Origin of the sequence: Streptomyces alkaliphilus (assembly GCF_014141535.1) — a bacterium.
Classification (GTDB): domain Bacteria; phylum Actinomycetota; class Actinomycetes; order Streptomycetales; family Streptomycetaceae; genus Streptomyces; species Streptomyces alkaliphilus.
The window spans coordinates 1-12,373 of sequence record NZ_VKHT01000053.1 but is presented as its reverse complement, the minus strand read 5'-3'; the positions used below and the strand labels follow the sequence as shown (position 1 = coordinate 12,373).

Here is a 12,373-nt window from a genome sequence, read left to right as displayed (position 1 = left end):
GGTTCGGAGGGGAACCCGCTCAGCTCCTGCGGCGGAACACCTCGTACAGCACCACACCCGCCGCGACGCCCGCGTTCAGCGACTCCGCGCCACCGGGCATGGGGATGCGGGCCCGCACGTCACAGGTCTCCCCCACCAGGCGGGACAGGCCCTTGCCCTCGCTGCCGACCACGATGACCACGGGGCCGTCCAGCGCCGCCACCTCGCCCAGTTCGATCTCGCCCTCCGCGGCCAGACCGACAACCATCAGCCCCGCCTTCCGGTACGCCTCCAGCGCGCGGGTGAGGTTGGCGGCGCGCGCCACCGGTGTGCGCGCGGCGGTGCCGGCGGAGGTCTTCCAGGCTCCCGCCGTCATCCCGGCGGCCCGCCGTTCGGGGACGACCACACCGTGCCCGCCGAAGGCGGAGACCGAGCGCACCACCGCCCCCAGGTTGCGCGGGTCGGTGACGCCGTCCAGGGCGACGATCAGCGGGTCCTCGCCCCGGTCGTGCGCGGCGACCACCAGATCGTCGGGGTGGGCGTACTCGTACGGCGGGACCTGGAGCACCATCCCCTGGTGGTTGAGGTGGTTGGTCATCCGGTCCAACTCGGGCCGGGGAGCCTCGACCAGTCGCACGCCACCGCGCTCGGAGGCCAGGCGCAGCGCCTCGCGGACCCGGTCGTCGCTGTCGATGAACTGCTGGACGTACAGGGCGTTGGCGGGCACGCCCTCGCGCAGCGCCTCGAGCACCGGGTTGCGGCCGACCACCAGTTCGGAGGTGCCCTTGCCGCCGCGCCCGGTGCCCCGCCTCGGCGCCGTGGCGGCGCGCTTGGCGCGGGCCTGGGCGGCGCGCTGCTTGGCGTGGCCCTTGCGCATCTCGGCCGGTGGGGTGGGGCCCTTGCCCTCCAGCGCGCGGCGGCGCTTGCCGCCGCTGCCGACGGTGGCGCCCTTCTTGTTGGAGGTGCGGCGGTTGGGACGCCCGCTGTTGCCTGCCATGGGATTCGCTTTCCTTCCGCCCGTCCGCCGCGATGGGCGGCGGGCGGGATGCGACGGGGACAATTCCGAGGAGCCCGTCACGGGGACGGGCGGGGCGGCCCGGGTTCACGGGCCGGTGGATGCCCGGCCGCCGTCACGGCCGGGAACGGGATGACTCGATGGGCCGCCGGGGACCCGGTGGGACGCCGGGGAACACGGCGGGCCGGCGACGAGGAGGCACGCGGTGGCCACCGGCACCGGTCGGACCGGGCCCCGTGGACGGGACGGCCCGGCCCGTCAGGCCAGTTCCCAGCGGGCTCCGGCGGGAGTGTCCTCGATGGCCACACCCGCCTCGCGCAGCCGGTCACGGATGGCGTCGGCCTCGGCCCAGTCCCGATTCTCCCGGGCCGCCTGGCGACGTTCCAGCAGCAGGCCCACCAGGTGGTCCACGACGCCGGTCAGCTTCTCCTCGCGGCTCGCGTCCCCGCCCGCCGCCGCGCTCCACATCGGGTCCAGGGGATCCATCCCCAGCACGCCGAGCATCGCGCGGGTCTGCGCGGCGAGCGAGACCACCGACTCCTTGTCCCCCTCGTCCAGGGCGGTGTTCCCGCGCCGAACGACGGTGTGGATCACGGCCACCGCCTGCGGCACGCCGAGGTCGTCGTCGAGCGCGGCGACGAAGTCGCCGGGCAGGGCGTCGGACCCGGCGGGCTCGACCGTCCCGGCCTGGTCGACCGCCCGGTGCAGGAAGTTCTCGATCCGGCCGAAGGCGGTCTCGGCCTCGGCCAGCGAGGCCTCGGAGTACTCGATGGTCGAGCGGTAGTGCGGTGTGCCGAGGTAGTAGCGCAGCACGATCGGTCGGTGCCGGCGGACCATCTCGGAGACCAGCACCGAGTTGCCCAGCGACTTGCTCATCTTCTCGCCGCTCATCGTCACCCAGGCGTTGTGCAGCCAGAAGGCGGCGAAGTCGTCACCGTACGCCCGGGACTGGGCGATCTCGTTCTCGTGGTGCGGGAAGACCAGGTCGACGCCGCCGCCGTGGATGTCGAAGGCGGGGCCGAGGTACTTGTGGGCCATCGCCGAGCACTCCAGGTGCCAGCCGGGACGGCCGCGGCCCCAGGGGGTGTCCCAGGCGGGCTCGCCGGGCTTGGCGGCCTTCCACAGCGCGAAGTCCCGGGGGTCGCGCTTGCCGGTCTCGCCCTCACCGGACGGTTGCAGCAGGCTGTCGAGGTCCTGGTTGGAGAGCGCGAGGTACTCGGGGTGGGAGCGGACCGCGAAGTAGACGTTGCCGTCGGCGGCGTAGGCGTGGCCGCGCTCGATGAGCACCCGCATCATGTCGATCATCTCCGGCACGTGGCCGGTGGCGCGCGGCTCGTACGTCGGCGGCAGGCAGCCGAGCGCCGTGTAGGCGTCGTCGAAGGCCCGTTCGTTGGCGTAGCCGATGGCCCACCAGGGACGGCCCTCCTCGGCCTCCTTGGTGATGATCTTGTCGTCGATGTCGGTCACGTTCCGCACGAAGGTGACCTCGTACCCGCGGTGCAGCAGCCAGCGGCGCAGCAGGTCGAAGTTGAGGCCGGAGCGGATGTGGCCGATGTGCGGGGCGGCCTGCACGGTGGCACCGCACAGGTAGATCGAGACGTGACCCGGGACGAGCGGGCTGAAGTCGCGGATCCGCCGGGTTCCGGTGTCGTACAGGCGAAGAGTCACGGCACCAGGGTAGTGGGCCGGGGGCGGCGCCGGCGCATCCCGGCGGCGGACCGGCCGGGATGCGCCGGCCCCTCGTTCCGCGGGCACCGGCGGGACGAGGGGTTGACGGGTCGGGTGGTTGACGGCCCGCCGGGTCAGCGGCCGGCGGGCGGCAACAGCAGCGCGGTGGCCACGGCGGCCAGTCCGTCGCCGCGCCCGGTGAAGCCCAGGCCGTCGGTGGTGGTGCCGGAGACGGTGACCCGGGCACCGGCGGCCTCGCCGAGCACCCGTTGCGCCTCGGCCCGCCGGGTTCCGATCTTCGGCCGGACACCGATGACCTGGACGGCGATGTTGCCGATGGTGAAGCCCTCCGCCCGCACGATGCGGGCCGCCTCGCCCAGCAGACGGGTCCCGGAGGCACCGGCCCACTCCGGACGGGAGGTCCCGAAATGCGCGCCCAGATCGCCGAGGCCGGCGGCGGAGAACAGCGCGTCGCAGGCGGCGTGGGCGGCCACGTCGCCGTCGGAGTGACCGGCGAGGCCGAACTCCGCGTCGGGCCACAGCAGACCGGCGCACCACAACGGCCGGCCGGCCTCGAAGGCGTGCACGTCGGTGCCGATCCCGATCAGTGGAACGGGAACGGCGGGAACGGCGGGGGCGTCGGCCCCCGGCGGCGTACCCGTCGGGGACGGGGGGTGCTCACCAGCCATCGGCCACGCTCCTGCGGGCGAGAACGGCCTCGGCGAGCAGCAGGTCCAGGGGGCGGGTCACCTTGAAGGCCTCCTCGTGACCGCGCACCAGGACCACCGGGACGCCGCGGCGCTCCACCAGAGCGGCGCAGTCGGTGGCGCCCTCCCCGCCATTCGCCTCGTCCGTCGCCGCCGATCCGGCCTCGTGCGCGGCGACCAGCACCGAGCGGTCGAAGCCCTGCGGGGTCTGCACGGCGCGCAGCAGGGCGCGCGCGGGGGTGGCGACGACCGGTTCGGCGGCGGGGGCCGTTCCCCCGACGGTGTCCACGCCGTCGGCGGCCGGTGCGGCGGGGGGCGCCACCTGCTTGACGGTGTCGGTGACCGGGAGGGCGGGCACCACGGCGGGGGCGCCGGCGCGGACCGCCGCCACGACCGTCTCGACGGTGTCCACCGGGACCAGCGGACGGGCCGCGTCGTGCACCAGGACCACGTCGACGTCGGGGTCCCCGATGGCGGCGAGGCCCAGGCGCACCGACTCCTGGCGGGTCCCGCCGCCGGGGACCACCCGCAGCGTCACCCGGTCGGGCAGGGGGTGGCCGTCGAGCAGCGAGCGCACGCCGGGCACGTCGTCGGCGGGGGCGACCACGACGATCGGTCCGACGCTCGTGGAGCGGGCCATCGCCCGGACCGCGTGCACCAGCATGGGGACGCCGCCCAGGGGGCGCAGTGCCTTGGGGGTGCCGGGGCCCAGGCGGACACCGCGGCCGGCGGCGGGGATGACGACCGCGGTGCGGCCGGGAGCGGGCCGGGCGGCCCCGGTGAGTGGTGTGTGTGTCATCGCTTCCGGGAATGTTTCCGGACCGGGTTCGACGGGCCGGGTTTGTCGTCGGTGGTGGTGTGGGTATGGCCCGGGTGTGCCGGGAGGTCGCGCGATCGGCCCCCTTCCGAACCCTCCGTGACGCCGATCGCGCCGTTCTCCTTCGGACACGCGGACAAACCCGCGGTGCGCGGGGTCGCCCCGGCGACCACCACGGCGCGGGAGAGCCCGGCGCGGTGCCCGAAAGGTACCGGGTGAACAACCGCTGACCCCGCCCGGGGCCCGGCCCCGACCGGTCCCGGGGCACCCCGGTTCCGTCGCAGGTGTCGTTCGATTCACCGTCGATGTGTTCCGGGGTGTGATTTCCCGTCGACAGGGCGGTACTCGATGGGTAAGGATGCGGACGGCGACGCACCGGGAAACGATCCCGGAAGCGCCGCCGAGCGGTGCGCCCGTGGCCCCGCCGACGGGTGATGGTCGGTGGATGCCGTGACGGTGCCCCGATGAAGGCGAACGAGGACGACCGGGAACAATGGGCGACCCCCCGCATCGCAGCAGCGGGAAGGGGGCCGGAAGGCGGGTGGGGCATCGAACGCACCGAGCACGACCGACGCGTACCGGGAAACCCCCGGGAAGCGGGCACCGCGATGGCGGGGTGACGGATGACCGCCACTCGCCACGAGAGCACCCCCCGGATGAGCCGGGTACCCCGTCCACTGCCTTCCGGCGACCCCTTCCGATGCCGGCGGGCCGGCCGGGCTCAGGAGGCGAGAACCTCGTCGAGCAGCGTCTCCGCCTTGTCCTCGTTGGTGCTCTCGGCGAGAGCCAACTCGCTCACCAGGATCTGGCGGGCCTTGGCGAGCATCCGCTTCTCACCGGCGGAGAGCCCGCGCTCGCGCTCGCGACGCCACAGGTCGCGGACGACCTCCGCCACCTTGATCACGTCGCCGGACGCGAGCTTCTCCAGATTCGCCTTGTACCGCCGGGACCAGTTGGTGGGCTCCTCGGCATACGGCGCGCGCAGCACCTCGAAGACCCGATCCAGGCCCTCCTGGCCCACCACGTCGCGCACCCCGACCAGCTCGGCATTCTCCGCCGGGACGCGCACCTCGAGATCGCCCTGGGCGACCTTCAGCACCAAATAGGTCTTGTCCACACCTTTGATCTGGCGAGTTTCGATGGCCTCGATCAGCGCGGCCCCGTGATGGGGATACACCACGGTGTCGCCAACCTTGAACGTCATGTGACAGGTACCCCTTCCGTGGCTATCCAGGGTAACACGGATCTCCTCCCACATGAATGGCGTTTTCGCAGGTCAGCCCATATCTCGGGGCTTGACAAGGCTGCCGGTGACATGCATCGCACCTCTCCGGAGGGCAGGTATTCGCAGGTCGGAGGGGTGTCGGGGACCGACGGAATCCCGGGACGAACTTGCCGAAGAGGACGCCCCACAGCGAAATCATGTCCGTTTTGTCACGGTTGGGAGAATCCCCGTGATGGGGTTCCCGAAGGCCGGGGAGTCGACTTCCGTCACACTTCCCCGAGCGCTTCCGAAGCTATTACCGGGGGCCCGGCAGTTGCCGACATCGCCTCCGGAAACCCGATCCCGGATTGGGAATGCGGAGCCCGGTGAACCGCTCCCGGGACCCCGCAAGCGGGTGATCACGTTTCGATCGCGGCACGCCCCGGGAAGGCGACGGGCGTTCTCCCGAAAACGATCACGGGCTTCCCGATGGGCGCGTGTCCCGCGCGCACCCACCCCTTTCCCCGACCGTCGGTTCCGCACGCCCCGGGCCCGCCCGACCGGCCGGCCCGGGGGAGAAATCCGTTGGACCACAACCCGGTTGGGAGGGCTCGACATCCCTCCCCGACCGGGCCGCGATCCGGCCGGGGAGGCCGGCCCGCCCGTCCCCCGGACGCCACGGCCGGGTCGGCTGCGGACCGCGCGGAGCCGCTCGATAGGCTGGGCCCGCCTTTCCCATGACATCCGCAGTGCGGCCGGGCATGCGGCCCGCCGCCGAAGTTCGACCAAGGAGATGCCGCCGCCGTGAGCAGCAGCCTTCGACGCGGTGCCCTGACCGCGACCTTCGTGCTCTCGATCGCCACGGTGACCGCTTGCGGCGCCGGCTTCGACGCCGAGACGGACCAGGTCGGCCCCATGCAGGCCGGTGTGCAGGTCGAGGACATCAAGATCCAGAACGTCAACGTCCTGCTCGCCGAGGAGGAGGGCGGCCCCGCCGGGGTCAGCGCGCGGATCTTCAACGACGGCACCGAGGACCAGACCCTGCTCTCCATCACCCTGCCCGGCAGCGGTGAGGAGATGGAGCTGATCCCCGCCGAGGGCGAGGACGAGATCGTCATCCCCGCCCGCGGCTCGCTCGCCCTGGGCGGCGAGGGCAACGCCATCGCCATCATCGAGGACCCGCAGGGCGCGGGCATCGCCGCGGGCAACGCCCAGCACCTGGTCTTCGACCTGAGCACCAGCGGTGAGGCGGCCCTGTACGCGCGGGTGATGCCGGTCGTCGACTTCTTCGACTACTACCTCGACTGGGCGCCGCCGACCCTCGAGGAGGTCGAGGGCGAGGACGAGGCCGGGATCGACGAGGACGCCATCGAGGGTGTCGAGGACATCGAAGAGGGCCTGCAGGAGGGCGAGGACAACGAGGAGGCCCCCGCCGACCGCCTGCCCGGCGAGGTGGAGGACGACGAGAACGACGGGAGCGGCGAGGACTGATCCCCCCGGGCCCCGGCTCCGCCACGCGGCCGGCCGGGGACGGCGGGCCCCGCTCCGACACGACGGGGCCCGTCGCACATCTGTCGGGTATCACCGGGACGACTCCGTCGGCGCCGGGTACCGGGCGCCGGAGGGCCCCGTGGACCCTCCGCCCCGGGGTCGGCCCGGGCCGACCGGCGGACCGGCGGACCGGGCCGACGGATGACCGTCACGGCTCGAACTTGTACCCCAATCCGCGCACCGTCACCAGGTAGCGGGGCGCCCCCGGGTCCGGCTCGATCTTCGCCCGCAGACGCTTGACGTGCACGTCCAGCGTCTTGGTGTCGCCCACGTAATCGGCGCCCCAGACCCGGTCGATGAGCTGCATCCGGGTGAGCACCCGACCGGCGTTGCGCAGCAGCATCGCCAGCAGGTCGAACTCCTTGAGCGGCAGGTCCACCTTGCGACCGGAGACCGTGACCACGTGCCGGTCCACGTCCATCCGCACCGGTCCGGCCTCCAGCGCGGCCGGCGCCTCGTCCTCGGCGTCACCGCGGCGGCGCAGCACCGCGCGGATCCGGGCCACCAGCTCCCTCGACGAGAAGGGCTTGGTGACGTAGTCGTCGGCTCCTATCTCCAGACCGACGACCTTGTCGATCTCGCTGTCCTTCGCGGTCACCATGATGACCGGCACGTTGGAACGGCCCCGCAGCTGGCGGCAGACCTCGGTACCGGGGAGCCCCGGCAGCATGAGGTCCAGCAGCACCAGGTCGGCACCGTTGCGTTCGAATTCGTCCAGGCCCTCGGGTCCGGTGGCCGCGGTGGCGACCTCGAAGCCCTCCTTGCGGAGCATGTACGACAGGGCGTCGCTGAACGATTCCTCGTCCTCGACGACGAGCACTCGGGTCACGGTGTGACCTCCCGGGCGGGATCGTTGGTGCGGGTGACTGCCGACGGACCGCGTTTCCCGTTCGCCCCCGGCGACGGGTCGACGGTGACCTCGCCGGTCACCATGCCGTCCTCGTCCACGGGGGCGTCGGGAAAGTCCGCCGGTTCGTGCAACGCGCCGCCGGTGGTGTTCCGGTCGCGCCGGGCGGCGCGGTGGCGCGCACGCGCGCTGCCGGGTTCCGGCAGTCGCAGCGTGAAGGTGGAGCCCTGGCCCTCCGCGCTCCACACCTGGACCTCCCCGCCGTGCGAGGCGGCCACGTGCTTGACGATGGCCAGGCCGAGACCGGTGCCGCCGGTGGACCGCGAACGGGCCGGGTCGACACGGTAGAAGCGCTCGAAGATGCGCTCCCGGTCGGTCTCCGAGATGCCGATGCCCTGGTCGGTCACCGAGATCTCGATCTGATCGGCGCCGCGCGGGGCGCCCGCCTCCTCCGCCGGGATGCGCGCGGCGGCGATGGCCACCCGGGTGTGCGCCGGGCTGTAGTTGACGGCGTTCTCCACGAGATTGCCGAGGGCGGCCGCGAGCTGGCCGCGATTGCCCCACAGGGTGAGGCCGGTCACGCCGCCGGAGGCCATGGTGATGTTCTTGCCGCTCGCGGCCTGCCGGCAGCGGTCCATGGCCTCGCCGACGAGTTCGTCGACGCTGACCGTCTCCGCGTTGGTCAACGGGTCGTTGTCCTGCACGCGGGAGAGGTCGATCAGTTCCTGCACCAGGCTGGTCAGCCGGGTGGCCTCGATCTGCATCCGCCCGGCGAACCGGTGGACGGCCTCCGGGTCGTCGGAGGCGTCCATCACGGCCTCCGAGAGCAGGGACAGGGCACCGGCCGGGGTCTTCAGCTCGTGGCTGACGTTGGCGACGAAGTCACGCCGCACCGCCTCGATCCGCCGGGCCTCGGTGAGGTCCTCGACCAGCAACAACACCAGACGCGAGCCGAGCGGCGCGGAGCGCGCGGAGACGGCCAGCGCGTCCGAGCGGCCCCGGCCGCGCCGGGGCAGGTCCAGCTCCTGCTGCCGGATCTCGCCGTCCCGGCGGGTCTCCCGGGCCATGGCGAGCATGGGCTCGACGGCGAGCCGTCCGCCCCGCACCAGTCCCAGGGCGTAGGCGGCGGAACTGGCCTTGACCACGCCGTCGCCCTCGTCGAGCACCACGGCGGAGGAGCGGAGCACCGACAGCACGGTGTCCACACCGGGCGGCAGTCCCTGGTCCGCGGGGAGACCGGAGCGCAGGGGGCGCGTCCGTTCGCGTTCGCTGATGCGGAATGCCAGCATGGCGAAGACACCGGTGCAGAGCCCGGCGACCGCGGCCACTGCGGCGACCGCCGCGTTCACGTCCATGACCTCAGGTTATGCGGCGGCGACAAGCGGGTCACAGAGCCGGGGGCGAATGCTCGTCCGGGGTCCCGGAGAAGTTCACCTTCCCGACGCGATCGGTTCACCTTCCGGGGCCGCGCCGGTCGTCCGGGGCGCGAACGGTGGCATGGAACGGCGCGCACCCATCGGCGCACGCCGGTCTTCCGGCCCCCGTGACGGGTCCGACCCCGTGGATCCGGGATGCCGGGCCGGGGTCGGGGGATACTTCGGGGAACATCCCGACGTCCCGTCGCCGACCCCCCGGCCCCCCGCGGGCCCCGGGGCCGGGCGACGGAGGGGGACCCCGGAGGACCGCGCGACGCACGGGCAGCGGCGGAAACACGACCGGCACCGGTCGGAGAACGGCAGGAGAGGGCACGACAACATGCGTGACGCGTATCACGAGGAACTGGACGCGATCAGCGACAACCTGGTGGAGATGGCCCGTTTCGTCGGCTCCGCGATGGGACGCGCGACCACGGCGATCCTGGACGCCGACCTCAAGCTCGCCGAGAGCGTGATCGAGGGCGACGACAAGGTCGACCAGATGCACCGCGATCTGGAGAACAGCGCCATAGCGCTGCTGGCCCGCCAGCAGCCGGTCGCCACCGATCTGCGGATCGTGGTGACCTCGCTGCGGATGAGCGCCGACCTGGAGCGGTCCGGCGATCTCGCCCAGCACGTGGCGAAGGTGGCGCGCCTGCGCTTCCCCGACTCGGCGGTGCCCCGCGACCTCCAGGCCACCATCCTGGAGATGGGGCAGCTGGCTCAGCGGCTGATGGCCAAGGCGGCCGAGGTGATCATCACCAAGGACGTCGAGCTGGCCATGCAGCTGGAGCACGACGACGACGCGATGGACTCGCTCCACCGCAACCTGTTCCGTCACCTGATGGACGACCGGTGGAAGCACGGCATCGAGACGGCCGTGGACGTGACCCTGCTGGGTCGGTACTACGAGCGGTTCGCCGATCACGCGGTGTCGGTCGCGCGCCGGGTGGTGTACCTGGTGACGGGGGAGCACGCCGACGAGTTCGAGCCGGAGCCCGCGCCGGAGTCCTGAGTCTGGGTGAACGCCTTCGTCCGTGCTTCCGCGCGCCGGGAATGCGCCCGGGTGGCGTGCCGGAGGCCCGGGGAGGAACGGTCCGGAGGAAGAGGCCGTTTCGCCACGGAGGAGGAACCCCATGGTCGAGCAGGTTGTGACACGTCTGGCGTGCAGTTGCGGATCGGGGTGCAGCTGCGGCTGCCAGTCCGGTGGCTCCTGCCAGTGCGGCGGGTCCTGCTGAGGTCGGGCATCCGGCGCGGGCCGCCGATCCGATACCGGCGGCCCGGAGCACACCCCGGGGCCCGGTGCGCGACACCCGTCGCGCACCGGGCCCCTTCGCGTGGCCGGTACGGCTCTTCGACCGGCGCGTACGCGCCACGCCTCGCCCCGGGGGGCGAACGGTGGACCCTCGGCAGCCGACACCGCCCCGGAGCCGCTCCGGGCCCCGCTTCCGACGGGAACAACCATCGTCCGGGCCGGGAAGGCGAACCGGTCCCCCGCCGGGAGAGCGGGGGGCCGGACGCGCGGGTGTGTCGGGCGCGGGTGTTACTTGCGGCCCTGGTTCTTCACGGCCTCGATGGCGGCCTCGGCGGCCTTCGGGTCGAGGTAGCGACCACCGGGGGTGATCGGCGCGAAGTCGGCGTCCAACTCGTAGAGCAGCGGGATGCCGGTGGGGATGTTGAGCCCCACGATGTCCTGGTCGGAGACGTTGTCCAGGTGCTTGACCAGGGCGCGCAGGCTGTTGCCGTGGGCGGCGACCAGCACGGTGCGGCCGGCGCTCAGGTCCGGCACGATCGAGTCGTACCAGTACGGCAGCATCCGCACCACGACGTCCTTGAGGCACTCGGTGCGCGGACGCAGGTCGGAGGGCAGGTGGGCGTAGCGGGGGTCGTCGCTCTGCGACCACTCGGCGCCGTCCTCCAGGACCGGTGGCGGGGTGTCGTAGGAACGGCGCCAGGTCATGAACTGCTCCTCACCGAACTCGGCGAGGGTGGCGGCCTTGTCCTTGCCCTGGAGTGCGCCGTAGTGGCGCTCGTTCAGGCGCCAACTGCGGTGGACGGTGATCCACGCGCGGTCCGCGACGTCCAGCGCCAGGTTGGCGGTCCGGATGGCACGCCGCTGCAGCGAGGTGTGCAGGACGTCGGGGAGGAGGTCGTTCTCCCGGAGCAGTTCACCGCCCCGGACGGCCTCCCGCTCACCCTTCTCGGTGAGGTTGACGTCCACCCAACCGGTGAACAGGTTCTTGGCGTTCCACTCGCTCTCGCCGTGGCGGAGCAGGATCAGACGGTACGGTGCGTCGGCCATGTTCCGAGCCTAAACTAACTCCCCTCGCGGGACCGGACCGGGCTCGCGGAGCGGACACCCCCGGAGCCGCCGGTCGCCCCGCCGGATGCCCGGGCCGGCGGGCGGGGCATCGCGCGGGGCGTGGGGACGTACGGTCGCTGACCGGGCGTCAGGCCGATCCGCCGGGACCGGGGTCGGCGTCGGGGCCGCTCGGTCCGGCGGTCCCGGCGGGTGGCCGGGTCAGGTGCGCGAACGCCTCCAGGTTGCGGGTGGACTCGCCGCGCGCGGTGCGCCAGGCGTGTTCACGCCGGATGGCCCCGGCGAATCCCTTCTCCAGAAGCGTGTTGAACGCCCCGTCGGCCTGCTCCAGCACCGTGCCGAGCACGCGGTCGATCTCCTCGGCGGTCACCGAGGCCAGCGGCAGCCGACCGGCCAGGTAGACGTCGCCGAGGCCGTCGAGGGCGTAGGCGACGCCGTACAGCCGGGTGTTGCGCTCCAGCAGCCAGCGGTGGACCTCGGCGTGGTTCTCGTCGGGGCGACGGATGACGAAGGCGTTGACCGACAGGGAGTGCTCGCCGACCGCCAGGGAACAGGTGGTGGAGAGCTTCCGGGTGCCGGGGAGGGTGACGACGTACCGGCCGGGGGCGGGGCTCTCCCAGCGGGCCTCGGTGGTCCCGGCGAGGTCGGTCAGCGCCTCCTCGACGGTGCGGCGGGCCCGCTCTGCGGGATCCGCCGGCTCGGGCGCGCCGGCGGTGCGCGCCGGCTCCGGGTCGGTGCGGTCCGGGGTCTGTCGCGGCTCAGCCATGTCCCGATCGTAGGGGGCCGCCCCCGCCGGCACGGGGACCGGCGCCCGTGACACCGGGAAAACCCGTGACGCCGGGAAAGGGGG

Annotated in this window: 11 protein-coding genes; 2 read left to right on the top strand and 9 right to left on the bottom strand. The window is 72.9% G+C overall.

Annotation, left to right across the window (positions count from 1 at the left end; genetic code table 11):
* Positions 1–19: 19 nt before the first annotated feature.
* From rlmB to FNQ90_RS03675, 5 genes are all read right to left on the bottom strand, one after another.
* A complete protein-coding gene (rlmB, locus tag FNQ90_RS03695; protein WP_182604940.1) occupies positions 20–976 on the bottom strand; it encodes a 23S rRNA (guanosine(2251)-2'-O)-methyltransferase RlmB in 957 nt (318 codons plus the stop codon).
* Positions 977–1,252: 276 nt separating this feature from the next.
* A complete protein-coding gene (gene cysS, locus FNQ90_RS03690) occupies positions 1,253–2,662 on the bottom strand; it encodes a cysteine--tRNA ligase (protein WP_143617429.1) in 1,410 nt (469 codons plus the stop codon).
* A 134-nt stretch (positions 2,663–2,796) separates the two neighbouring features.
* Positions 2,797–3,351, bottom strand: a complete 555-nt coding sequence (gene ispF / locus FNQ90_RS03685; protein ID WP_182604939.1) for a 2-C-methyl-D-erythritol 2,4-cyclodiphosphate synthase — start codon at positions 3,349–3,351, stop codon at positions 2,797–2,799.
* Entirely contained in the window at positions 3,341–4,168 is an 828-nt protein-coding gene (gene ispD, locus FNQ90_RS03680) for a 2-C-methyl-D-erythritol 4-phosphate cytidylyltransferase (RefSeq protein WP_182604938.1), read from the bottom strand. The genes ispF and ispD overlap by 11 nt, the downstream gene beginning before the upstream one ends.
* A 739-nt stretch (positions 4,169–4,907) precedes the next feature.
* Complete coding sequence (locus FNQ90_RS03675; RefSeq protein WP_143617423.1) at positions 4,908–5,390, bottom strand: CarD family transcriptional regulator; 483 nt, start codon at positions 5,388–5,390, stop codon at positions 4,908–4,910.
* A gap of 804 nt (positions 5,391–6,194) precedes the next feature.
* Between FNQ90_RS03675 and FNQ90_RS03670 the strand changes: the two genes are divergently transcribed.
* Positions 6,195–6,881, top strand: a complete 687-nt coding sequence (locus FNQ90_RS03670) for a DUF461 domain-containing protein (RefSeq protein ID WP_182604937.1) — start codon at positions 6,195–6,197, stop codon at positions 6,879–6,881.
* A gap of 208 nt (positions 6,882–7,089) precedes the next feature.
* On the opposite strand, the gene FNQ90_RS03665 is transcribed toward FNQ90_RS03670, so the two are convergent.
* A complete protein-coding gene (locus FNQ90_RS03665; protein ID WP_143617419.1) occupies positions 7,090–7,770 on the bottom strand; it encodes a response regulator transcription factor in 681 nt (226 codons plus the stop codon).
* Positions 7,767–9,143 carry a sensor histidine kinase gene (locus tag FNQ90_RS03660; protein WP_182604936.1) on the bottom strand — a complete coding sequence of 459 codons (1,377 nt, stop codon included), beginning with the start codon at positions 9,141–9,143 and terminating at the stop codon, positions 7,767–7,769. Before FNQ90_RS03660 ends, FNQ90_RS03665 begins: the two co-directional genes overlap by 4 nt.
* 400 nt (positions 9,144–9,543) lie before the next feature.
* Here FNQ90_RS03660 and phoU point away from each other — a divergent pair, with 400 nt between their 5' ends.
* Positions 9,544–10,218, top strand: coding sequence for a phosphate signaling complex protein PhoU (gene phoU / locus FNQ90_RS03655; protein ID WP_143621825.1), 675 nt, complete (start codon positions 9,544–9,546; stop codon positions 10,216–10,218).
* Between the two features lie 528 nt (positions 10,219–10,746).
* On the opposite strand, the gene FNQ90_RS03650 is transcribed toward phoU, so the two are convergent.
* Together FNQ90_RS03650 and FNQ90_RS03645 are read right to left on the bottom strand one after the other, a co-directional pair.
* Complete coding sequence (locus tag FNQ90_RS03650) at positions 10,747–11,505, bottom strand: phosphoglyceromutase (RefSeq protein ID WP_182604935.1); 759 nt, start codon at positions 11,503–11,505, stop codon at positions 10,747–10,749.
* A 148-nt stretch (positions 11,506–11,653) separates the two neighbouring features.
* Positions 11,654–12,289, bottom strand: coding sequence for a type III secretion system chaperone family protein (locus FNQ90_RS03645; protein ID WP_182604934.1), 636 nt, complete (start codon positions 12,287–12,289; stop codon positions 11,654–11,656).
* Positions 12,290–12,373 lie beyond the last annotated feature (84 nt).

Bases quoted from the DNA above. Each gene is read 5' to 3' on its own strand.
- ispF (WP_182604939.1), bottom strand. From the start codon at position 3,351: ATGGCTGGTGAGCACCCCCCGTCCCCGACGGGTACGCCGCCGGGGGCC.
- FNQ90_RS03660 (WP_182604936.1), bottom strand. From the start codon at position 9,143: ATGGACGTGAACGCGGCGGTCGCCGCAGTGGCCGCGGTCGCCGGGCTC.
- FNQ90_RS03675 (WP_143617423.1), bottom strand. From the start codon at position 5,390: ATGACGTTCAAGGTTGGCGACACCGTGGTGTATCCCCATCACGGGGCC.
- FNQ90_RS03645 (WP_182604934.1), bottom strand. From the start codon at position 12,289: ATGGCTGAGCCGCGACAGACCCCGGACCGCACCGACCCGGAGCCGGCG.
- FNQ90_RS03650 (WP_182604935.1), bottom strand. From the start codon at position 11,505: ATGGCCGACGCACCGTACCGTCTGATCCTGCTCCGCCACGGCGAGAGC.
- rlmB (WP_182604940.1), bottom strand. From the start codon at position 976: ATGGCAGGCAACAGCGGGCGTCCCAACCGCCGCACCTCCAACAAGAAG.
- ispD (WP_182604938.1), bottom strand. From the start codon at position 4,168: ATGACACACACACCACTCACCGGGGCCGCCCGGCCCGCTCCCGGCCGC.
- phoU (WP_143621825.1), top strand. From the start codon at position 9,544: ATGCGTGACGCGTATCACGAGGAACTGGACGCGATCAGCGACAACCTG.